This window comes from Pseudomonas pudica (assembly GCF_015680405.1).
Classification (GTDB): Bacteria; Pseudomonadota; Gammaproteobacteria; order Pseudomonadales; family Pseudomonadaceae; genus Aquipseudomonas; species Aquipseudomonas pudica.
This window is the reverse complement of sequence record NZ_JADLJS010000003.1, coordinates 38,219-60,953: the sequence shown is the minus strand read 5'-3', so window position 1 is coordinate 60,953 and position 22,735 is coordinate 38,219. Positions and strand designations below refer to the sequence as shown.

Annotated in this window: 17 protein-coding genes and 1 pseudogene; 12 read left to right on the top strand and 6 right to left on the bottom strand. The window is 57.8% G+C overall.

Annotated features, from left to right (window positions below; translation table 11 throughout):
* The first annotated feature begins 97 nt into the window (after nucleotides 1-97).
* Both IRZ77_RS03330 and IRZ77_RS03325 read left to right on the top strand, forming a co-directional pair.
* On the top strand, nucleotides 98-1,789 hold the full coding sequence (locus IRZ77_RS03330) for a DUF4041 domain-containing protein (protein WP_196172855.1): 1,692 nt from the start codon (nucleotides 98-100) through the stop codon (nucleotides 1,787-1,789).
* Between the two features lie 85 nt (nucleotides 1,790-1,874).
* Entirely contained in the window at nucleotides 1,875-2,060 is a 186-nt protein-coding gene (locus IRZ77_RS03325) for a hypothetical protein (RefSeq protein WP_196172852.1), read from the top strand.
* A gap of 95 nt (nucleotides 2,061-2,155) precedes the next feature.
* On the opposite strand, the gene IRZ77_RS03320 is transcribed toward IRZ77_RS03325, so the two are convergent.
* A complete protein-coding gene (locus tag IRZ77_RS03320; protein WP_196172850.1) occupies nucleotides 2,156-3,280 on the bottom strand; it encodes an AAA family ATPase in 1,125 nt (374 codons plus the stop codon).
* A gap of 988 nt (nucleotides 3,281-4,268) precedes the next feature.
* Between IRZ77_RS03320 and gmtY the strand changes: the two genes are divergently transcribed.
* From gmtY to gmtX, 3 genes are read left to right on the top strand one after another with little or no spacing between them, the layout of a single operon-like run.
* Entirely contained in the window at nucleotides 4,269-5,735 is a 1,467-nt protein-coding gene (gmtY, locus tag IRZ77_RS27065) for a gamma-mobile-trio recombinase GmtY (protein ID WP_329603695.1), read from the top strand.
* On the top strand, nucleotides 5,732-9,046 hold the full coding sequence (locus tag IRZ77_RS03310) for a VPA1269 family protein (RefSeq protein ID WP_196172846.1): 3,315 nt from the start codon (nucleotides 5,732-5,734) through the stop codon (nucleotides 9,044-9,046). Before gmtY ends, IRZ77_RS03310 begins: the two co-directional genes overlap by 4 nt.
* Complete coding sequence (gene gmtX, locus IRZ77_RS03305; RefSeq protein WP_196172844.1) at nucleotides 9,039-9,680, top strand: gamma-mobile-trio protein GmtX; 642 nt, start codon at nucleotides 9,039-9,041, stop codon at nucleotides 9,678-9,680. The genes IRZ77_RS03310 and gmtX overlap by 8 nt, the downstream gene beginning before the upstream one ends.
* 719 nt (nucleotides 9,681-10,399) lie before the next feature.
* Here the strand turns inward: gmtX and pncB are convergent.
* Both pncB and IRZ77_RS03295 read right to left on the bottom strand, forming a co-directional pair.
* A pseudogene (pncB, locus tag IRZ77_RS03300) lies at nucleotides 10,400-11,263 on the bottom strand (nicotinate phosphoribosyltransferase); the annotation flags it as partial.
* Nucleotides 11,260-11,910 carry an isochorismatase family protein gene (locus IRZ77_RS03295; protein WP_046615248.1) on the bottom strand — a complete coding sequence of 217 codons (651 nt, stop codon included), beginning with the start codon at nucleotides 11,908-11,910 and terminating at the stop codon, nucleotides 11,260-11,262. The pseudogene pncB and the gene IRZ77_RS03295, both read right to left, overlap by 4 nt.
* A 138-nt stretch (nucleotides 11,911-12,048) precedes the next feature.
* On the opposite strand from IRZ77_RS03295, the gene IRZ77_RS03290 reads away from it, so the two are divergent.
* On the top strand, nucleotides 12,049-12,753 hold the full coding sequence (locus IRZ77_RS03290; protein ID WP_108480616.1) for an NUDIX hydrolase: 705 nt from the start codon (nucleotides 12,049-12,051) through the stop codon (nucleotides 12,751-12,753).
* Nucleotides 12,754-12,818: 65 nt separating this feature from the next.
* Here IRZ77_RS03290 and IRZ77_RS03285 read toward each other — a convergent pair whose 3' ends face one another.
* Nucleotides 12,819-13,412: a helix-turn-helix domain-containing protein gene (locus IRZ77_RS03285; protein ID WP_046615250.1), complete on the bottom strand. Its 594-nt coding sequence runs from the start codon at nucleotides 13,410-13,412 to the stop codon at nucleotides 12,819-12,821.
* 313 nt (nucleotides 13,413-13,725) lie between these two features.
* Between IRZ77_RS03285 and glnT the strand changes: the two genes are divergently transcribed.
* From glnT to IRZ77_RS03260, 5 genes are all read left to right on the top strand, one after another.
* Nucleotides 13,726-15,060, top strand: a complete 1,335-nt coding sequence (glnT, locus tag IRZ77_RS03280; protein ID WP_046615251.1) for a type III glutamate--ammonia ligase — start codon at nucleotides 13,726-13,728, stop codon at nucleotides 15,058-15,060.
* 66 nt (nucleotides 15,061-15,126) lie between these two features.
* A complete protein-coding gene (locus IRZ77_RS03275; protein WP_085599139.1) occupies nucleotides 15,127-16,032 on the top strand; it encodes a class II glutamine amidotransferase in 906 nt (301 codons plus the stop codon).
* 27 nt (nucleotides 16,033-16,059) lie between these two features.
* A complete protein-coding gene (locus IRZ77_RS03270; RefSeq protein WP_025338783.1) occupies nucleotides 16,060-16,734 on the top strand; it encodes a GltB/FmdC/FwdC-like GXGXG domain-containing protein in 675 nt (224 codons plus the stop codon).
* 15 nt (nucleotides 16,735-16,749) lie between these two features.
* On the top strand, nucleotides 16,750-18,075 hold the full coding sequence (locus IRZ77_RS03265) for an FMN-binding glutamate synthase family protein (RefSeq protein WP_085599135.1): 1,326 nt from the start codon (nucleotides 16,750-16,752) through the stop codon (nucleotides 18,073-18,075).
* Between the two features lie 166 nt (nucleotides 18,076-18,241).
* Nucleotides 18,242-19,546 (top strand): ammonium transporter, encoded by a 1,305-nt coding sequence (locus IRZ77_RS03260; RefSeq protein WP_196172842.1) that lies wholly within the window; start codon nucleotides 18,242-18,244, stop codon nucleotides 19,544-19,546.
* A 126-nt stretch (nucleotides 19,547-19,672) separates the two neighbouring features.
* Here the strand turns inward: IRZ77_RS03260 and IRZ77_RS03255 are convergent, their stop codons facing one another.
* Together IRZ77_RS03255 and IRZ77_RS03250 are read right to left on the bottom strand one after the other, a co-directional pair.
* The gene (locus IRZ77_RS03255; protein ID WP_025338785.1) at nucleotides 19,673-21,085 is read right to left on the bottom strand and encodes a purine-cytosine permease family protein; all 1,413 of its coding nucleotides are present in this window, start codon (nucleotides 21,083-21,085) and stop codon (nucleotides 19,673-19,675) included.
* A gap of 414 nt (nucleotides 21,086-21,499) precedes the next feature.
* Nucleotides 21,500-21,952 carry an Lrp/AsnC family transcriptional regulator gene (locus tag IRZ77_RS03250; protein ID WP_015270735.1) on the bottom strand — a complete coding sequence of 151 codons (453 nt, stop codon included), beginning with the start codon at nucleotides 21,950-21,952 and terminating at the stop codon, nucleotides 21,500-21,502.
* Between the two features lie 112 nt (nucleotides 21,953-22,064).
* Here IRZ77_RS03250 and IRZ77_RS03245 point away from each other — a divergent pair, with 112 nt between their 5' ends.
* A complete protein-coding gene (locus IRZ77_RS03245; protein WP_085599129.1) occupies nucleotides 22,065-22,679 on the top strand; it encodes a LysE family translocator in 615 nt (204 codons plus the stop codon).
* The last annotated feature ends 56 nt before the right edge of the window (nucleotides 22,680-22,735 follow it).

Genomic DNA, 22,735 nt, shown 5'->3' with positions numbered 1-22,735 from the left:
TGCATGGTTCAGCATGGGTTGGGCGCAAATGTAATGGCGTATAGCCATAGTGACGCTGTAGGATCGCTACCTTCACACGGACATGGAATAGCTACGCATGGAGCTTCTGGCAATAGTCGCAGGCATTACCGCTTGTGTATTTCTCGTTCAAAGCATTAGGTCAAAGAGACTTATCGCTCAGTTGAGATTGGAGCTGACCGCCAGGCAAAGCGATCTCAAGCTGACGGAGGAAGAATCAGCAGCGCTCAAGTCGAGGCTTGATCAAACGCTCATTGAGCTGGAGCGATTCAGAGACGTCCTGAACGCAGAAGCTGAAGCCGCGAGGATCTTGAGTGAAACCCGTTCAGAACGTAACCAATTGCTGCAGCAGGCGCAGGCAAAAGTGCAGGATGCCGAAGCCCGGCTAAAGCAAGCTATTGCAGACGCGGAAGCGGTACGGGCTCAGATTCTGGGCAGAGCAAAACTTGAGCGTGATCAGCTCTTGAGTCAGGCCCAGTCCAGGGTGAACCAAGCCGAGACCCGGTTGCAGCAAGCCGTTGCAGATGCCGCGAAGATTGTTGCCGATGCTCAGGCTCGTGCTGAGCAGGTGGCAGGGGATGCCCTGGCTGCAATGGGCAAAGCCAAGCATTTCGCTGATGCAGCCCAAGCCATGAAGAACGTGGTGGAGGGCTACGGCGACGCGTACATCGTGCCGACCTACAACCTCCTGGATGACCTCGCAGAAGAGTTTGGTTTTACCGACGCTGGCCAGAAACTCAAGGCCGCCCGGGACTACACGCGCTTCATGGTCAAGGCGGGTAGGGCTGCGACATGTGATTATGTGGAAGCAAACCGTCGCGACACTGCAGTGCGATTCGTGGTGGATGCCTTCAATGGCAAGGTCGACTCCATCCTCTCCCGTTCGAAATCCGATAACCACGGCAAGCTTGAGCAAGAGATTCGCGACGCTGCGGCCTTGGTCAACCTCAATGGCGCTTCATTCCGCAATGCGCGGATCGCCGAGGAATACATGAACTCCCGCCTGGAAGAGCTGCGTTGGGCGGTAACGGCGAAGCTGCTCAAAGACCAGGAGCGCGAGGAACAACGCCAACTCCGCGAACAAATTCGCGAGGAAGAGAAGGCGCGTCGTGAGTTCGAGCGAGCGATCAAGGAGGCCGCCAAAGAAGAGGCCACCTTGCGCAAGGCGTTGGAAAAAGCCCAGGAGCAAGTTGCTGCAGCTAGTGCTGCTGAGCGAGCCGAGTTCGAAGCGCGCCTGGCGCTTCTGCAAGAGCAACTGCAAGCCGCCGAGGACAAGAATCAGCGCGCAATTTCCATGGCTCAACAGACGAGAGCGGGCCATGTTTACGTTATTTCCAACATCGGTTCGTTCGGCGAGGAGGTCTTCAAGATCGGCATGACCCGCCGACTCGAACCGCTGGATCGTGTGCGTGAGCTGGGTGATGCAAGCGTGCCGTTTGAGTTCGACGTTCACGCGATGATCTTCAGTGACGACGCCCCTGGACTGGAGAAGCAGCTCCATCGTCACTTCCTTCGGGAGCAGGTGAACAAGGTCAACCCGCGCAAGGAGTTCTTCCGTATCGGCCTTCCTGCCATCCGCGCGGAGCTGGAGCAGTTGGGCGTTGAAACGCAATGGACAATGAGCGCCAAGGCCCTTGAGTTCAAAGAAACCCTGCGCATCGAGCAGCAGATCATCGAGAACCCTGCCATCGCTGCTGAGTGGACGCGCCATCAGCTTGAGGTGGAGGAAGCCATCGAGCAGTCGGAAGAAGAGGCCTTGGCCTCTGCTTAAGCGCCCTTCGATTGTGTGAATCAGTTTTCCAAGAAAGCCGAACTGGCGATGCCGCTGGTTTGGCCCCTATCTACAGGAGTTGTAAGTGGCTAAGTTTTTCTGGGTTGTCACCATCATCATGTCGCTCTTCGGTGGGCTGTTTGCGATTGTGGGTATCCATGCTGCAAATGGGGCTCCGCAAGAAGCCGCTTCTGCAGCCATTGGGCTCGCCTGCGCCGTGATCCCTTACTGCATCGCTCGGGCAATCGGTGAGATGCGCTCGCTCGATTGATAAGTAGGGCAGAGACCTTGGCGCTGAGGAGCCGCGTGAAGCTGAATTGGAAGGACTCGCGTCTAAACCTCAAATTTGTCTATGCCGCATTCTTTTCAAAGGCGCCAGTGAATGAGCTCGTTGGTCAGCCGCCGTATCTCTCTGGCAGCATGGGACTTAGGTGCATAGTCCATGATCGAGTCGAAATAGCAGAAGTGCAGCGGGCTCTCATGCGCGAGTTCATTCCTTTCGTTGGCGATGCGATGCGCACCGGACAGCTCTGTACTGAGCTGTGGGAAATCTAGCGCATCGATCATTTCAAGTACGCGTTCTCGGTGCTCGCAAAAGCGGTGCCTTGCATCGACCAACCTCTGACGTTCTTCCTCGTTGATCTCAACGTAGTCACCGATGAACTCTTCCAGCTCATGACTCACGCCACCGACGTCGCAGTTGGTTAACAAGCCAAAGAGACTTGGCATAGCTTCTCGACACTTGATTTCCCGGAGCGCAGCGACATATTTTTCAGCGGCACGCACAGACATCCAACAGTAGGTGTCGATGATCACGGCAACGAGGCTGGCGTGCCGACGAACTATCTCTGACGCGTAGTTGAGGTCGAACAGCACGTAGTCGTAACGGGCAATCAGTTCCTCCAGCGTCTCGGTCGCACGCTCTTTTCGCTCCAGAGCCTTTCTCTCTCTCTGCAGCGAGTGCGCATTAATCTCCGCTTCGTGGGGAGGTAAACTGGCTAGGAGCTCGCGCATGGCCTTACGCTGTTGCCTGACCTCCCCTGGGAAACAGATGAGATCGTCTGTTTCGTAGTAGTGAACCTGACTGACCAAGCTACCAGGTGACGGCTTCATGCCGTCATCCAGAGCGCGTTGGTAGAAAGCATCGTTGGTGACGATCGCCACCCTAAAATTTTGCTCGGCGAGGCAAGCTGCAACATTTAACGTAATCGGCGTTTTACCGACGCCACCCTTCAGTGTTGAGATCGAGAAGGCCTCGCCACGCGGTGGCAGTTTTCCTTCTGAATCGAAGCTTGGCATCTTCAGCCCTGAGCGCGCAAAAAAACACCACAGTGCAGCGGGTGAAGGCGATCGGGCGGTCTCATTGTCTTCCCCCGTCTCCCACGCCCGCCATGTGCGGGGCTCTACCTGAGCCAGCTTCGCGGCAACCGTCACGCTGATATTTGCTTCAAGGCGTGCATTTCTAAGCTGCTTGCGCTCTTTGTTGTTCATCCTGGGTCACCTGTCAGATCAGCTATGCAAAAAGGTTACCCAAAGCATGGGTGCGAAGAAATTATGAGCATTGCTCCGCTCGAATCTCCTTCAAGGACGGCTACGGAAGACCATTTCCCTGGCTCTCTTCGGCATGGTTCGGCGCGCTCTATAACCTCTCGTGCTTGCAAAAAGGCTGCAGTGCCACATCAAAGCCAAGCAGAGCACGCTGTTCAAGGAGCGTGAAAATGAGTACGGAGGCCTTTGCCAGATAGAACCCTGCAACCCTCTGATGACCCAGGCGATCGGCGCACCCAGGCGCAGGCAACCGAGCACCCAGCATACGAAGTAGAGCGTTTATGACTGAAAGCAGAAGGCGTGTTCCCAGCGCGAGTGTCGCTTCACAGGCGTCAGGGCACTTGTGACGGATGACGAAAGCATGAGGCGTGGATGTCGCCTCGGTAGCCGGTGAGGCCTAGGTGTGCGGGCTCCAGGAATTGGGCCTACGAACAGGTTCGCTCCAAAAATCGGTGCAGTCTCTATACACGCTTCTGGCACGACGGACTTCGCGGCTTGTCGCTCAGGTGCTTGCGTGTCTGGATCATCCTGAGCCATTCGTCGAATGAACGTGGCTTTGTGACCAGTACAGTTGGGTAACCGATTAGATGTAACTCATTGATGCGTGGGCAGTACAGCTGACATGTAGGGTGATCTTATTATATATATTGAGAACTTGGCGAGGATCGTGAGGGTTTAATGGTGGCTGATGCGGTGGATTAGTTGAAGTCTCTCCGCTACGATTAGCGAGATACAGATGGTGTAATTTCGTTTTCTAGAGTGGATGGTCACCTGTGGCGCTTGGCCTTTTAATAGTGTCGTTAAGTGCTGGCTCTGTGCCGTCTGTTGCTTAGCTAGAATATTGGATGTCGATCTTGGTTGGTATCTTGAATAAGCTGGGCGGCATAGCTCATTTGTATCTGCACGATGTTCGTAGTGCTGGGCTCTCTGTATGTTGCTCTATTTGTTGGTGGTCAGTTCTGTACGAGGGACTAGGTCTTCGAGCATAGAAATGCGGAGGGCGACTCTCATGGCGATATTTTTTGAATACTCGCATCGTGAATATAGACCCGTTGTCGGTGACTCTACGAGGCGAAGAGTGGTGCTCCCGATCATTGTTACTGACCAAGGAGTGCTGCATCAATTGGTTCGTTATCTTTACCTTAGGCAACGTAAAAGCCATACGTGGAAAGATAGTTGTGTTTTTGCAGTTCAGTTGCTTCTTGATTATGTCGCCGTCAATCATGGGGCCTATAAAAGGCCGAAAGATCTTTTCACGGAATTTGCTAATGCTCTCTATACAGGGACGATCCAAGATCACCGCGACGCTTCCGGACTTTACTGGGAGCCCCGGCAAAATGATGCTCGATGGATAATTTGGCATATTACCCAATTCACAGAATGGTTATCTAAAGTTAATGACGACGCTAATCTAAAACTCAATCCCTGGCGCGAGGCGACTCGTCATGAACAACGGCTGAACTGGGCGGCCCAGTCGCAACACAAAGACAAGGCATTTCTCGCACATCTATTTATAGATAGAGGTGAGTCTAATAAGTCGAGGGAGGTTCGTTCCGAGTATCTACCTACTGAAAATAAAGCTCCAGCCAAAGCGTTTCCGGAGGAAAAGCGAGATGAATTGCTGATTAATGGTTTTCGGCGGAGCCGAAGAGATGGGCGCGGCCAAATTGATCTTCGTAACGTGCTGATTACCATTTTGATGCACTATGGGAGCTTACGCTTATCCGAGGCTCTCTCTCTGTGGAACGATGATGTAACCGTTGAGAGTGGAGAGGTTATTGTACGGATTTATCACCCAGAAGCCGGGCTCGCACCTGATATGAAAACCTCTCGGGCGGCATACTTGCAGCGCCGTTACGGTCTGGAACCTCGCAACAGGCTTGTGAAAGCAATAAACCCACTTTATCTAGGTTGGAAAAACCCCCTCATCACCGATCCCCACCGCAAGTGCTTCGAGGTTACCTTCTTTCCGACTGTGGCTGGAGAACATTTTGTCCGCCTCTGGCAGGATTACCACTTAATGCAAAGGGTAAAGCCTCGACCTGGTGTGGAACATCCATATGCGTTTACGAACAAAAATGGACAGCCCTACACCCATCGTATGTTTCGAAAAGCACACAAACTTGCTATAGAAAGGATAGGCCTGATTTCCGGTAAGATGTTGGGCACGACTCCTCATGGCCATCGGCACGCATATGGTCAGCGGTTCGCTGCTGCAGGCGCCACGAAGATAACAATTAAAACGGCTATGCATCATGCGTCAATTTCGTCGAGTGATGTTTACACGCAGCCAACATCTTCAGACTTCCGAAAATCAATGGTTGATTTGGAGTCTAAACTTTCCGAAAAGCATTTTTCCACTATATTTCAATACTTAACTAGTCGAGATGAGTCATGACGGTTCGTCGCACTAATACATACTCGTACCTGGAAGCAGAAGCTGCAGTTATTAGGCTAGGGATAAAAAACCAAAAACAATATCGCATTCGTTATCACGAAGATTCCATGCTGCCGTCTACGCCAGCTATATTTTATCAGCACAAGGGATGGATTAACTGGTTTGTGTTTGTAGGCAAAAGAAAGCCTATTCCACTATATCCCACGTATCAAGAAGCTCATGCTGCCGTATTAAAAATGGGCTTAAAAAATCGTCGAGATTACATGCGGCGCCGCGGAGAGGATCCCAGATTGCCGGGTGATCCTTCTAGTGCCTATGCAATAAAAGGTTGGCCAGGTAGCTGGCATGTTTTTCTCGGGGTCAAGAGGTATACCTACGAAGAAGCCAAAGCGGCCTGTTCAAAGCTTAAAATTAAATCAATAAAGGAATATGTTAGTCGCTATCGGGAGGATCCATTGCTCCCTTCAGTTCCTCGGGTTGTGTATAGGAACGAAGGGTGGGTGGATTGGTATAGCTTTCTTGATAAGAGAAAGGGGCCGACCTATACTTACGAGGAAGCGCAGGCGGCATGCCGCCGCTTGAAGATAACCAAGTCTGCAGAATACGCTCTTTTTTATAAAAAGGATCCTGGGCTGCCGCGCTCTCCTCATCAGTTATATGCAGGTCGAGGCTGGATAGATTGGTATCACTATCTAGGGAAGAGGCGTTTTCCGTGGTATTCATATAATGAGGCTAGGCGCGTATGTCGAGAGCTTAATATTAGATCAAACAATGATTACTGTGCTCGCTATCGCGAAGACAAAAGGCTTCCGTCTGCTCCGGAGAGGGTATACTTGGGTATTGGATGGGTGGATTGGTATGAATTTATTGGCACTAGAAAAGCTGAAGATTTTAGCTTGGACTATCCGAATATCTTGGCAGATGCGGAGCGGTGGATCAAGACACAAACCTCAATACCCATCAAGCGGACAGCATTAAGATTCTTTTTAAATGGGTATGTTAAGCCGCTAGGCTTGCCTGATGAAAGTTTGTATGTGCTGCACAGAAGCAATTCCTTTGACGTGCCCTTGTATAGTTCTTTGATTGAGGAACTAGCACCTACAGCGAAACAGTCATATAACGGTGCCCTAGTAACATTTTTTGAGTGGTTGCTGCACGAATATTGTACTGACGAGGAGGGAGATGAGCGGGTTGTGCTTCCAGAGTTTCGCAACCCTCTTTTAATAGGCATGGCAGAATACTTTGATGGGCTAGAGCGTCTGCGCCCTTCGCAGTCAGTCAAGCCGGTACTGGGCTATGAGTATATTTTGAGAGCTCGGAACTATCTGGTGCCAAATTGCGAAGCCTCTTTATTGGTAAGGCCTACTTTAAAATCTTTGGCTCATTTGCAAGGTGACTTTGACTCAAGCTCTGACTGGCTTGATGTCGATAGAAATGTAGTCGACGAGAATGATGAAAATTGCGTTTGGCGCGAGATTTCTAAATTTTATCGGAATGATGATGGGTCTTCTGGCTATGTGCAGCAGTGCCAAGTCTGGTCTCCGGTGCGTTTTGTTGCACTCTACACGCTGTTACGTTTTCCGTTGCGTGGTCAACAAATACTATGGCTCGACAGTGGCGAAGCAGATCAAGAGATCGCGGTTCTCGGTGCCAATGGCGCTATTCTCTGGGAAAAAAATCAGAGCAAACTAGTATCTAAGAGGCGGCGGACTCGCCGTCCTCAAGGTGTACTGCAGCACGGAGAACACGGCGCCTTAAAGTGCTATGTAACAACCAATAAGACGGGAAGGAAGGTTGGCGGTTATGAGGTTGACTGGATACCTGATGACTTGGCATATTGGTTGATACTCTTGCGAGACTGGCAGCGCAAATATAATCCTATTTCTAAACCAACAGCCTGGACTGATATCAAGCTTCCAGCTGAAACCAATGAGAAGATTTTAGAGGCTCGCGAGAGTCAATGCTTCTTATTTCGTGTTAACGGGTCTGGTCAGCCGTTGGATATTAAGAAATGTTTTCCATTAACGCTGCCTATGATTCTTTATAAAGTTCAGCGGGATTCCGAGGATCTTGCTACGTTTGAAGGTGGTAGGCGCCGCTATACCAGTAAGTATACACCGCACAGTCTGCGCGTGAGCTTAATTACAGCCTATATTGCCGATGGGGACGCGCCGCTTCATCTTATATCGAAGCTCGTTGGTCATGCCTCGTTAGTGATGACCATATATTACACTAAATTGAAGGGTGATCAGATCCGACGTCCTATGGGTGAGGTCGAGAAGCAAGCTGCGCAGCGTTCGGCGGAACGCACACTAAACTCGATCAGGCTAAATGGGCTCTCTGCTGTCAAAGGACAGTTGATTGCAACTGACGGGAATCGTGCTCTTCTTGAATTTGGCGTCCCTAAGACGGCATGCGTTGTGTTTGATTGCGGGATCTGCCCGATGTCTGCTGCTGGGTGTCATATCGGTGGAGAAGTAGTTGTCGAGCGGCAGAAAGAAGAATACTACAGCCCTGTGGAGGCAGGATACTTAGGTCAAAAAAATTGCATTCGCTGTAGATTTTTTATTACGGGGGTTCCGTTTCTTGGTGGGTTGGTTGCACTAGCAAATGAGATCTCGCTTGAGATTAATGCCGAGAGCGCTCGCTATGTTCGTTATACTGATGAGTTGAATAAACTGGAGCAGGAGTTTTACGATGCTTGTCGCGATGGCGGTCAGTTTATGCGTGAGTTGGAGCGCAAGCAAGCTGTGGCAAATCAGGAGTTGAGTGCTGGGAAACTTGAAGTTTTATTGCGTGACTACGCTGCTCTCAATGCTCATGTTCAAGGCTGTCTTAAACTCATTAAGCATGGAGAAGAAAACGGTGGTGGAAATGTCAGATTGATTGCTTCTGGTGAAGTGCGTGAAATTGGACTTGCATTTCAGGAGTCTGAGTCGTCATATCATTTACTTGCTGAGATCTGTCAGAATGCGACAATTTATAAATTTTCCAATCCCTCTCGTGCCATTCCATTGATCTCTCAGGTAATTGATCGGATGGCTGAAAATAATGGGTTGCCTGCAAGCATGTTCAGGCTTACTGATGAGCAGAAGCTCGTGGTCGCTAATGAGTTGACCAATCTTTTGGTTCAACGACTGGGGTCATGGGATAGAATCGACGAACTCTTCACAGGTAAACTTATGCTGCTCGATGTAGACGCTGAAGAACCATGCGCGGAGTGCATCTCAAACCAGGTACAGAAAGTTCTTGCGCGCCCGCATAAGAGTAAGCTGCAGGCTCTAGATCAGAGGGCTGTTCAAGGTGCCTGATCAAGCGCTATTGCCGGATGATACGTACGAACGGCTGATTAATGAAGCCAGTGATCCGCGTCGCAAGAGGAGCCTCGAGGCCATTAATACGGTCTGTCAACTGCTGCACGAACGTCATCACCAGGACTTTACATACAAGGCAGTCGTAACCCTTGGTAAGGATCGGGGACTCCCAGTACCCAGTGAAAAAACCATTGTGAATGATTCAGGTACGCAATACCGTGAGTTGATCCAGGCATGGAGGTTATTCTCGGTAGACCACAAGGTAAAAACCGCCTCAGTTAAGAGTGACTGGATAACGTCAATCGAAGATCCTGTGTTGCGTTTGAGTGTCACCATGCTGGCTAAACAATTGCACACTTTGCGGGCAAAGATCGCGAGGCAGGAGAATGCACACAATGCCCCAATATACTTAGGGGGAGCTAAGGAGGAAGGTAACTTCTGCTTAGAAAAGCTCAATTTGAATGATGCTGAAATCAATGCGCTAAAGGGCGCTATAGATTCTCAAGCGCTCGCACAGCTCGGGTATACCTTTGGTGATCGCGGAGAGGTGCTAGACATCAAAGGCAAACGAATTTTCAAGCCTGGGTTTCGCGATGCTGTGGAGAAGATTCTCTCACTCCATATGGCATAGGGGGCATGCAGGGCCTTCAGATTTGGTCTCACGGGTTTCGGTTGTTGAGAATCTCGGTTTTGACTGAAATTCGGCCTTCAGGGATTTCAGGTTTACGAAACCTGGGCCTTACGGGTTATCCCGAGCGGATTGTGACAGCACGCTGATTGGGGCTGTGTGCGACCTTGCAGATCAGAATTAGGCGGCTACCGGTGTTCTGGGCGAGGATATGAGCCTGTTTAGCGTTACGTCAGCACGCGTAGGTCTGCTCAATGCAGTTCACTCCTCAGGCTTTCAAACAGCCTACGAAAAGGCACGTCGCCCGGCGTCACTTCCACCAGTCCCACATAAATAGCCTCAAGCACATCTCATCCTTCTCTCTGACGCTTCGGAGCCAGGTTGTTAGCCTTGGTGAAAGCCATGTCGTTCGTAAAGGCGCACCCAAGCTCTGGACGCCTGGAACAGCTTCAGAGGCGATTATCAACTTCTCCTCTGATGCTCATCTTGGATGCCAACGCTTAGCCGAGAGTCACAAGGTGGATGAGGAATACGACCTATTCATAGCGCGCTGAGCTGCGGCACTCTGCGTGTACTGGAAGATACGTTTAGCTTGGGTGCGGCGCTGACCAGTTATGAAGGATCGCACCAAATCTGCAACTGATGGGAGACTTCAATGGATATTGGTGAAGGGAAGGAGGAGGGGGCAGGAGGACTTCTGGGACTGTAGCTAGGGATAACTAATCGTGCCGCAAGCCATCGAACAGCTTGGCGAAGTACAGGTCGAAGTCGCCCAGGAACGCGTCCATGGTGATGCAGTCGGTCAGGGCAATGCCCAGCAGCCCCCGGTATTCCCGCACCCAGCATTCCAGCGCGGCAGCCTGGCTGTCGACCAGGCGCGGGCCAAGTTGCTGGTGGGCCATGAACCACTCGTGGGCCATGGTGCCGATCGGCTTGAGCTGGTATTCGCGGGCCAGGTGCACGTTGCTGGTACCGACAAAGCGGCCCGGGAAGTCACGCTTCAGAATGTGCACCACCTCGTCCTGCACCCGGTAGGAGAAGCGCCGCCGGGTGCCGAAGTCGGCCAGTTGGAAACCGGCCAGTTCATCGGCGCTGGCTGCGGCCTTCAGCCAGTCGAGGTTCTGATACAGGCGCTCGCGGACTTGCTCGATCACCACCTCGCGATACCGATAGCGGTTGCGTACCTCGCTGATGATCGCCAGTAGCGGGATCTCGTAGAGAATCACGTGCAACCACGGCCCGCGCACGCGAATCGCCAGTTGGCCGGCATCATCCAGGCCTACCTGTACATAGCGCAGGTTGAAGCGGAACAGGCTGAGAAAGCGGATGAAGTCCGGTTTGATGAACGGGATCTTCTCCAGGTAGGCGAGCTGGTCATGCGTGACGCTGACATCGGCCAGTTGCTCGACCTGGTAGCGGATTTCCGCCAGGTAAGGTGCGAGGTTCTCGCCGTTACGGCAGCGGAATTCCCATTCCACCTCGGCGTTGGGATAGTTGTGCAGCACCGCCTGCATCATGGTGATCTTGTAGAAGTCGGTGTCCAGCAGGTTCTGGATGATGCGTGGGCCGAAAACGCTGTCGCTCATGGGCGGTCTTCCTTGATCAGAGAGAGCTGGTGGTCGAGCGCGGCTTCGTCCCCGCAGAGGATCACGCCCTCGGCAGCCAGGGCGCCACATGCCTCGATGGCGCCCGCCTGGGTGAGGGCGCGGCAGGCCGGCAGGTACAACAGCACCCGAAAGCCAGCCTGGCGCAATTGGCGAGCGGTGGTCCTGACGCAATAGTCCAGGGCCAGGCCACCGACGATCACCGCGCCCACCTGCTGTACCTTGAGGTACTCGATCACCCCGGTGGAGCGGCGCTCGGCCAGGTCGTGATAGCAGGCGCCGTAGGGGTGCAGGTCGGGCTCGACGCCTTTCCACACGAAATAGTCGTAGTCGATGGGGGCAGGTAGGCCGGGCAGCAACTCGAAGCCGGGCGTGCCGGGGACACAGTGGCTGACCCAGGTCAGGTCAGCGTTGGCCAGCTGCAAAGGCTGCAGCATGTGCGCGGGGTCGGCGACTACCCAGGCGGCGTTGGCCGGGTGGGCGTCCTTGCTGCCCAGGCGCAGGTCGGCACGCAAGGCCATGGTATTCAGATCAGCCGCGATTTCGTCACCCTCGGGGACGGGCAGTTCTTGCGGCACATTGCTGGTGAAGCCGTTCTGGGCGTCGACATCGAAACTGGCGATCTTCATGGCGGTTCTCCTCGCTGGAATGGCTATATAATTCACCTGGTGTATTAAGTGTGTCAAGTGACATTTGAAATAGGATTTTTGCTTGCCTTACTTAGATGCCCTGGTGGATTATGGGGCGCTTGAACAAGGAGTCGCCCGGTGAATGCAGTAGAAGTTCTGGCTAGCGTCGATATCGTGGCGCTGCGCATGGCCCCCGAAGCTCAGCATCTGCAGGTGCTGTTGCACCGTCGTGAGCGTGAACCGCACGCCGGCCAGTGGGCCCTGCCCGGGGTGATCGTCAATGGCCGCACCCCCGACACCAGCCTGGAAGCTGCCGCCGAACGCGCGCTGCGCGAGAAAACCCAGGTAGTACCTTGCTACATGGAACAGGTGGGCACCGAGGGCAATGCTTTCCGCGACCCGCGTGGATGGTCACTCAGCACCTATTACCTGGCATTGCTTGATCCGAGGCAGGTCGTCGAAGGCGAGCAACTGGCGTTTTTCGACTTGAACAGCGTATTGGCGCGCAAGGTGCTGTTGCCCTTTGATCATAACCTGCTGGTGGAGCGCGCCCGTGAGCGGCTGGCGGCGAAGACGGTGTACAGCAGCCTGCCGCTGTACCTGCTGGCGGAGAAGTTCACTGTGCTGGATGCGCTAGGTGCGGTGCAGGCTTGCCTGGGGCAGGCGGTGAACAACACCTCGCTGCGCAAACGCCTGGAGCGCTTGCGCGAGCTGGGGTGGGTGAGTGATACCGGTGAGAAGAACCAGCCGAGGCTGGGTAGGCCGCAGCAGTTGTATCGATACACACCACAGGGGGAGCGGGCGTTCATGTTTGATCGCAGTCTGCTGCCTGAGGGCGCTTAGTCGCCTGTATCTGTGCGTGCAGCGGTTGGCATCCTGTTGATCCGCGGGTGCCTTGCTGCACCGCGTCACTCGTCGCCGTAGTTCATGATCGACAACAGGCGGATGGGTACCTGCACCAGCTTCTCGGGGCCGTGCGGGGTCTCGCCGTCGAAAGTCAGGCTGTCGCCCGCCTGCATGTGATAGAGCTGGTTGCCGTGGCGGTACACCAGTTCACCCTCCAGCAGGTGGAGGAACTCGGTGCCGGGGTGGGCGAAGGTCGGGAACTCTTCGCTGGCGTCATCCATGGTCACCATGTACGCCTCGAAGTTCTTCTTCGGCCCCCTGGCGTGGTTGAGCAAATGGTAGGTGTGGCCTTTCTCGGTACCGCGGCGCACCACCTCCAGCCCTTCACCGGCTTTCACCAACAAGGCATTACCGTCGGGCTGGTCATATTGGCTGAACAGCTTGGCCATCGGCATGCCCAGCACGTCGCACAGGCGGCTGAGGGTGTCGAGGCTGGTGGACACCTGGGCGTTCTCGATCTTGCTCAGCATGCCTTGGCTGATGCCGGCGATGCGCGCCACGTCGGCGAGCTTGAGGGACTGGGCCTGGCGCTGGCGCTTGATCTGCAAGCCCAGGTACTGCTCCAGACGAAGGCGCGGTTCGGTTTCGGTTGGCATCGAATGTCCTGCACGGTTTCAGTTCAAGAATAATGTTTTCGCACTAGGAAAGTGCGAAATGGCAGCTGCGGTGGACGCATCTTTCCTCGGGTGAAAACAAGTTTCCCATAAACGGAGCGTGGAAATCTGCTTGGTTTTGGGTTGTCGGTGCCGGCCTCTTCGCGGGTAAACCCGCTGCCACAAGCCCGCGAAGAGGCCCGAACAGGCAACACAAGGTTGCACCTGAATGAAGTTGGCAAGCGCATTGCATTCCTGTGAGGAAAGTAAGTTTCTCTTGCGGAATCATTGCCCCTTGCTCAGGAGTGTCCAACCCATGTTGCCAGCAGAAACCCAGCGCACCCTCGATCAGCACGGCATCAAGTACGTGCTGGCGCAGTTCGTCGATATCCATGGCTCGGCGAAGACCAAATCGGTGCCGGTCTCGGGCCTGAAGATGGTGGCCGAGGAGGGCGCCGGCTTTGCCGGGTTCGCCATCTGCGGCATGGGCATGGAACCGCACGGCCCCGATTTCATGGCCCGCGGCGACCTTTCGACCTTGATCCCGGTACCCTGGCAGCCGGGGTACGGCCGGGTGGTGTGTGTAGGCCACGTGAACGGCCAACCCTGGCCCTACGACAGCCGCTACGTGTTGCAGCAGCAGGTGCAGCGCCTGGCTGACAAAGGCTGGACCCTGAACACCGGCCTTGAGCCCGAGTTCAGCCTGTTCCGCCGCGACGAGGAGGGCAAGCTGCAACTGGTGGACGCTTCCGACAACCTCGACAAGCCCTGCTACGACTACAAAGGCCTGTCGCGCTCGCGGCTGTTCCTCGAGCGGCTGACCGAGGCGTTGCAGCCGGTGGGCTTCGACATCTATCAGATCGACCACGAGGACGCCAACGGCCAGTTCGAGATCAACTACACCTACAGCGACGCCATGGAGTCGGCCGACCGCTTCACCTTCTTCCGCATGGCCGCCGGCGAGATCGCCAACGACCTGGGGATGATCTGCTCGTTCATGCCCAAGCCCGACCCCAAGCGCGCCGGCAATGGCATGCACTTCCACCTGTCGCTGGCCAGCAGCACCAACAAGAACCTGTTCCATGACCCGTCCGACAGCAGCGGCATGGGCCTGTCGAAGCTGGCCTACCACTTTGCCGCGGGCCTGCTGGCCCATGGCCCGGCGCTGTGCGCCTTCGCTGCGCCCACGGTCAACTCGTACAAGCGCCTGGTGGTCGGCCGCTCGCTGTCCGGCGCCACCTGGGCCCCGGCGTTTGTCGCCTACGGCGCCAACAACCGCTCGGCGATGGTGCGTATCCCCTATGGCCGCCTGGAGTTCCGCCTGCCGGATGCTGGCTGCAACCCGTACCTGGTCACCGCCGCGATCATCGCCGCCGGCCTCGATGGCATCGACCGTCAGCTGGAGCCGGGCGAGATGTGCAACGAGAACCTCTACAACCTGAGCCTGGAAGAGATTGCCGCACGCGGTATCAAGACCTTGCCGCAGTCGTTGAAGGAAGCCGCCGACGCCCTGGAGGCCGATCCGCTGTTCCGCGAAGTGCTGGGCGGCGAGATCGTCGACGAGTTCATCAAGCTCAAGCGCATGGAGTGGGTGGAGTACTGCCGCCATGTCTCCGACTGGGAAATCCAGCGTTACACCGAGTTCTTCTGACCGCCCCCAATCCCTTGGGCGGCCAGCACGAAAACGGTTGCCCACTGCCTAGTAAGGAGCATCACCATGTGTGGAATCGTAGGTCTGTACCTGAAAAAGCCCGAGCTGGAAGCCCAGCTCGGCAAGCTCTTCGAACCCATGCTCGAAGCCATGACCGACCGTGGCCCGGACAGCGCCGGTTTTGCCATCTACGGCGACGAAGTGGCCGATGGCTGGGTCAAGCTCACCCTGCAGGCCACTGACATCAACTACCCCTGGGCGGCCCTGATGGGCCAGCTGGAAGGGCGCCTGGGCTGCTCGCTGGACTGGTTCCAGAACGCCAGCGCCGCCGTGCTCAAGGTGCACACCGGCGAGGCGTCGGCCCGCCATGCCCTGAGCGAACTGGCCCCTGACGTGCGCATCATGAGCGCCGGACAGAGCATCGAGATCCTCAAGGGCATGGGCCTGCCGGCGGAAATCTCCAGCCGCTTCGGCCTGGCCGGAATGAAAGGCAGCCACATCATCGGCCATACCCGCATGGCCACCGAAAGCGCCGTGACCATGGAGGGCAGCCACCCGTTCTCCACCGGCGCCGACCTGTGCCTGGTGCACAACGGTTCGCTGTCCAACCACTTCCGCCTGCGCCAGGAGCTCAAGCGCGAAGGTATCTGCTTCGAGACCGACAACGACACCGAAGTGGCCGCCGGCTACCTGACCTGGCGCCTGCAGCAGGGCGACAGCCTGGCCCAGGCCCTGGATGGCGCCCTTGAGGACCTCGATGGCTTCTTCACCTTCGCCATCGGCACCCGCAATGGCTTTGCCGTGATCCGCGACCCGATCGCCTGCAAGCCCGCCGTGCTGGCCGAGACCGATGACTACGTGGCCATGGCCTCGGAGTACCAGGCGTTGGCCAGCCTGCCGGGCATCGAGAACGCCAAGGTCTGGGAACCGACCCCGGCCACCCTGTACGTCTGGGAACGCGAAGGCGCCTGACCTGCCACCGAACCACTGGAGAACCACATGAAGACGATCGACCTTTCCAGCACCTCGGTGCGAGTCCTCAACCAGTCCTTGCACGGTGAGGTGCAGGACCACGAATGGCGGGTGACCCACCCCGACGGCAAGCACAACCTGGCCGTGGGCATCAACGCCGCAGTGGCCGTGGATATCGAAGGCCACGCCGGCTACTACTGCGCCGGCATGAACCAGCAGGCCAGCGTCACCGTGCATGGCAACGTCGGTGTCGGCGTGGCCGAGAACATGATGTCCGGCTCGGTGCGGGTCAAGGGCAGCGCCTCCCAGGCCGCCGGCGCCACCGCCCACGGCGGGCTGCTGGTGATCGAGGGCGACGCCGGCGCGCGTTGCGGTATTTCCATGAAGGGCGTGGATATCGTCGTCGGCGGCAGCATCGGCCACATGAGCTGCTTCATGGGCCAGGCGGGGCGTTTGGTGGTGTGTGGCGATGCCGGCGATGCGCTGGGCGATTCGCTGTACGAGGTGCGCATCTACGTCAAAGGTGCGGTGCAGTCGCTGGGCTCGGACTGCATCGAGAAAGAGATGCGCGCCGAGCACTTGCAAGAGCTGCAGGAACTGCTGAACAAGGCCGGCCTGGACCACAAGGCTGCCGATTTCAAACGCTACGGCTCGGCTCGCCAGCTGTACAACTTCAAAGTCGACAACGCCAGCGCGTACTGATTCAGGAGCATTCCCATGAGCGAGCAATTCCCCCCGGTACTGCGTGAGTCGGCCACCTTCGATCGCCTGACCATCCAGGAAATCCAGCGTGCTGCCGAAACCGGCATCTACGACATCCGCGGTGGTGGCACCAAGCGCCGCGTGCCGCACTTCGACGACCTGCTGCTGCTCGGTGCCAGCGTGTCGCGCTACCCGCTGGAAGGCTACCGCGAGAAGTGCGGCACCGATGTGTTGCTGGGCACCCGCTTCGCCAAGAAGCCGATCCACCTGAAGATACCGGTGACCATCGCCGGCATGAGCTTCGGCGCGCTGTCGGCCAACGCCAAAGAGGCGCTTGGCCGTGGTGCGACCATCGCCGGCACCAGCACCACCACGGGCGACGGCGGCATGACGCCGGAAGAGCGCGGCCAGTCCCAGCACCTGGTGTACCAGTACCTGCCGTCGCGCTACGGCATGAACCCCGATGACCTGCGCAAGGCCGATGCCATCGAGATCGTCCTCGGCCAGGGTGCCAAGCCGGGCGGTGGCGGCATGCTGCTGGGCATGAAGGTGACCGAGCGCGTGGCCGGCATGCGCACCTTGCCGATCGGCGTCGACCAGCGCAGCGCCTGCCGCCACCCGGACTGGACCGGCCCGGATGACCTGGCGATCAAGATTGCCGAGATCCGCGAGATCACCGACTGGGAAAAACCCATCTACGTGAAGATCGGCGCCAGCCGCCCGTACTACGACGTAAAGCTGGCGGTGAAGGCCGGTGCCGATGTGATCGTGCTCGACGGCATGCAGGGCGGTACCGCCGCGACTCAGGAAGTGTTCATCGAGCACGTTGGCATCCCCATCTTGCCGGCCATTCCACAGGCAGTGCAGGCGCTGCAGGAAATGGGCATGCACCGCAAGGTGCAGCTGATCGTCTCCGGTGGTATTCGCAACGGTGCCGACGTGGCCAAGGCCATGGCCCTCGGGGCTGATGCGGTGGCCATTGGCACTGCGGCGTTGATCGCGCTGGGTGACAACCACCCGCGGCTGGATGCCGAACTGAAGAAGATCGGCTCGGCGGCCGGTTTCTATGACGACTGGCAAAACGGCCGCGACCCGGCCGGCATTACCACCCAGGACCCGGAACTGGCCGGGCGCCTGAACCCGGAGGAGGCCGGGCGCCGTCTGGCCAACTACCTGCGGGTGCTGGTGCTGGAGGCGCAGACCATGGCGCGGGCGTGTGGCAAGTCGCACTTGCACAACCTCGACCCGGAGGACCTGGTGGCGTTGACCGTGGAGGCTGCGGCGATGGCGCGAGTGCCTTTGGCGGGGACTGCCTGGGTGCCGGGGCAGGCGCGGTACTGAGTTATCGGTAATTGGGGCCGCTTTGCGGCCCATTCGCGGCACAAGGCCGCTCCTGCAGGGGACCGCGTCTCTGTGCCTGCGCGGCCCCCTGCAGGAGCGGCCTTGTGTCGCGATGGGCTGCAAGGCAGCCCAAGGGCACCCCCACCATTCACACAGGAGTGACTCCATGAAGCACCTCACCCTCGCTGTAATGTTGTTGGCCCTGACCACCCGGGCCCACGCCGCCGACCCCACCCTGGACACCGGCAACACCGCCTGGATGATCTGCGCCGCGATGTTCGTGCTGATGATGTGCATCCCGGGCCTGGCACTGTTCTACGGTGGCATGGTGCGGGCCAAGAACCTCCTCTCGGTGTTCACCCAGCTGTTCGCCGTTGCCGGGGTGATCGGCATTCTCTGGGTGCTGTTCGGCTATAGCCTGGTGGTAGACACCACCGGCATGGTCGAGGGGCAGTTGACCGTCAACAGTTTCATCGGCGGGCTGGACAAGGCGCTGATGCTGGACATCGGCCATGACAGCCTGGTCGGTAGCATCCCCGAAGGCGTGTTCGCGGTGTTCCAGCTGACCTTCGCCATCATCACCCCGGCGCTGATTGCCGGTGGTTTTGCCGAGCGCATGAAGTTCAGTGCTTCATTGCTGTTCATGGCCGCCTGGTTCGTGCTGGTGTATGCGCCGATCGCGCATATGGTCTGGGGCGGGCCGGGGGCATTGTTGGTCGACTGGGGCGTGCTGGACTTTGCCGGTGGTACCGCCGTGCATATCAACTCCGGTGTGGCAGCGCTGGCTGCGGCCTTGATGCTGGGCAAGCGCAGGGGCTACCCGCAGGTGGCCATGCCGCCGCACAACCTCGGTTTCACCCTGGTGGGCGCCGGGCTGCTGTGGGTGGGCTGGTTCGGCTTCAACGTCGGCTCGGGGCTGGCGGCCAACCAGGCGGCGGGGGTGGTGATGCTGGCGACCATGGTGGCGGCCTGTGCGGGGATTGTCGGCTGGTTGCTGACCGAGAAGGTGGCGCATGGTCGGCCGACGGCCTTGGGTGCAGCTTCAGGGGCTTTGGCAGGGTTGGTCGGGATTACCCCGGCCTGTGCATTTGTCGGGCCGCTGGGCGCGCTGGTGATCGGGCTGTTGACCGGGGCCATCTGCTTCTTTGCCGTGACCCGGTTGAAGCAGGCGCTGGGCTACGACGACAGCCTGGATGTGTTCGGCCTGCATGGCGTGGGCGGAATGGTCGGCGCGATCCTTACCGGGGTCTTTGCCGCGCCTTCGTTGGGCGGTTATGTGGAGGGTGCGTCACCCGTCGGGCAGGCATTGGTGCAATTTAAGGGGGTGGCGTTCACCTTCGTGTATTGCTTTGTAGTGAGTTGGGCGATTCTGGGGGCGATCGAGCTGACCATCGGGCTGCGGGCCAGCCGGGAAGAGGAAGAACAGGGGCTGGACCTTGCGGAGCACAATGAGCGGGCCTACAACCTCTGACTGATGTGTTGCCTGTACCGGCCTGTTCGCGGGTAAACCCGCTCCCACAGGGAAAGCACATATCCGAAGACGTGCGATATCACTGTGGGAGCGGGTTCACCCGCGAAGTGGCCGGTACAGTTTGAATCAATGCCCCATGGCCACCTTGGCGCTCATCTGACGGCGACGGTAGGCGCTGTCACGGCTGGCCAGCCACCAGTACAGCGGCGAAGTAACGGCCAACCCCACCAGCCACGACAGGTCCGCTCCGTTGATATGTTCGGAAATCGGCCCGACATACAGCGGCGTGTTCATGAACGGGATCTGCACCACGATGCCCACGGCATAGGCAATCAGCGCCTGCGGGTTGTAGCGCCCGTAGATGCCGCCATCGACCTGGAAGATCGACTGGATATCGTAGTCACCCTTGTGGATGGCATAGAAGTCGATCAGGTTGATCGCTGTCCACGGCACCAGCACCACCAGCAGCACCAGCACCATGTCGACGAAGTGGCCGATGAAGTCCGCCGAGGCGAACACCGCCACCACGCAGCAGGCCGTCAGCACTACCAGCGACAGCACGGCGCGGCTCTTGGCGGTGGGGATCCAGCGGTGGGCGAAGGTTTGCACCAGGGTGATGATCGACAGCACGGCGCCATACAGGTTGAGGGCGTTGTGGCTGATCACGCTGAGCAGGAACAGCACCAGCATGATCGGGCCGAGGGTGCCGGTGGCCAGCTTGACCGCGTCCATGGTGTCCATGCCGGCCGGGATCGCCAGCACCGCCACGGCGCCGAAGATGAACGACAGGCTCGAACCCAGGGCCGAGCCCAGGTAGGTAGTCCAGAACGTCGAGCTGACCTTCACATCCGCCGGCAGGTAGCGCGAGTAGTCCGACACGTAGGGCGCAAAGGCGATCTGCCACAGCGCCGCCAGCGACACGGTGGCCAGCCAGCCGGCCAGGTTGAAGCCGCCGCGGGTGAGAAAGTCGTCGCTTTGCACGTGGCTGAAGATGTAGCCGAAACCGACCACGATGCCGATACCCAGCACCCAGGTGCCGATGCGGTTGAGCACGTGGATGAAGCGGTAGCCGATGATGCCGATGATGCCCGAGCCCAGTGCACCGATGACGATGCCCACCGGTACCGGCACGGCATCGACCACGCCGTGCAGCGACTTGCCGGCGAGGACGATGTTGGAGGCGAAGAAGCCGATGTACATGACCCCGGCGATCACCACCACCAGCAGCGCGCCGAGCGAGCCGAACTGGGCGCGGCTCTGGATCATCTGCGGGATGCCCATCTGCGGGCCCTGGGCCGAGTGCAGCGCCATCAGTACACCACCAACCAGGTGGCCGACCAGGATGGCGACGATGCCCCACACCAGGTTCAGGTGGAACAGTTGCACACCCAGTGCACCGGTGACGATGGGCAGCGGCGCGATGTTGCCGCCGAACCACAGTGTGAACAGATCCCTTACCTTTCCATGGCGGTCTTGCGGGGGCACGTAGCCGATCGTGTGTTTTTCTATGAGGGGTGCCGAATTGGCTGCACTGGTCATGACTGACTCCAAGGCAAGGTAGGGCATTGGGAGCTGCCCGGGGGCGTGCCGGCGAAGGGCGACGCGTTCTTGTTGGAGCGATGATGCGGGGCGCGGGGATAACGAGAAATTAGTAAATATGTGCCCATAAACCTTAAAAAACCTAAGGCTGACAAAAGGTCAAGCGGAGGACGGTAGCAAGGAGGGTGCCAGGGAGCGGGAGGGCTTGGGCTAGCGGGGTTCGGACCTTGTGGAGGCGAGAGGTGGTGTGCTTTGGTGGGGCGCCGTGCACGTTTTCAGGGCAGATAAAAAGGTTGCCAGTGCCGGCCCTTTCGCGGGTGAACCCGCTCCCACCTCGGCCGCATTGATTTCAAGTCATGCGCAGTACCTGTGGGAGCGGGTTCACCCGCGAAATGGCCGGCACTGGCAACAACGCTACATCGGCAACAACCGATCCTGAATCACCTCTTTCATCACCAGCGTCGAACTCAAGCGCTTCACATTGGGAATGCTGGTCAGCTGCTCGTCATACAGTTTCTGGAACGCTGGCAAATCCTTGGCCACCACATGCAGCAGGTAATCCGGGTCGCCAAACAGCCGCTGCGCCTCGACGATCTGCGGGATCTCGGCCAGCGCCGCTTCAAAGTCCGCTACCGGCTGACGAGTGACTTCGCGCAAGGTCACGAACACCAGCGCGGCAAAGTTCAGCCCCAGGGCGCTCGGCGCCAAGCGGGCGTGATAGCCAAGAATCGCCCCGGATTCCTCCAGCGCCTTCAAGCGCCGATGGCAGGGCGACAGGCTCAGCCCCACACGGTCGGCCAACTCGGTCACAGATAGCCGACCGTCCTTTTGCAGCTCGGCAAGAATTTTTCGATCAGTCCTGTCCATCAAGAAGAATCTTCCAGCAATTGAGGGCTGTTGGGGAATATACGAAAGAAAATCCCTCGGCGGAATCCGTAATCTTTCGACATCCCAAAGCAGTGGAAAAAGGAAGATTCAAGTGGCTCTCAGTGTTCTGACGGCGTTCTGGGCCGTGTCGATGCTGTTCGTGATTACCCCGGGCGCGGACTGGGCCTACGCCATTTCGGCCGGCATGCGCGGGCGCTGGGTGATGCCTGCGGTGGCGGGAATGCTGTCGGGGCATTTCCTCGCGACCCTGGTGGTGGCGGCCGGGGTCGGCAGCCTGCTGGCCGGCCACCCGCTGGCGCTCACCTTGCTGACGCTGGCGGGGTGCAGCTACCTGCTTTGGCTCGGTGGCAACCTGCTGCTGAGCCCCGCATTGCCGGCGGCCGGGCAGGATGGTGCGGGGGAGTCGGGTTCCCGCTGGGCGTTGAAAGGGTTTTGCGTCAGTGGCCTGAACCCGAAAGTGTTCCTGCTGTTCCTGGCCCTGTTGCCGCAGTTCACAGACCCGCAGTCGAGCTGGCCGGTGCCGTTGCAGATCTTGCTGCTGGGCCTGGTCCACCTGTGCAGCTCGCTGGTGATCTACTCGCTGGTCGGTTATGGCGCCAAAGCCGTGCTGAGCACCCGGCCGGGGGCGGCGAAGCTGGTTGGCCGGGTGTCGGGGGTGGCGATGATCACGGTGGCCCTGGGTTTGATAGCCGGTCAAATAGGTTGAATTCACTGGCCTCATCGCCGGCAAGCCAGCTCCCACAAGAACCCCGCATGGCTCAG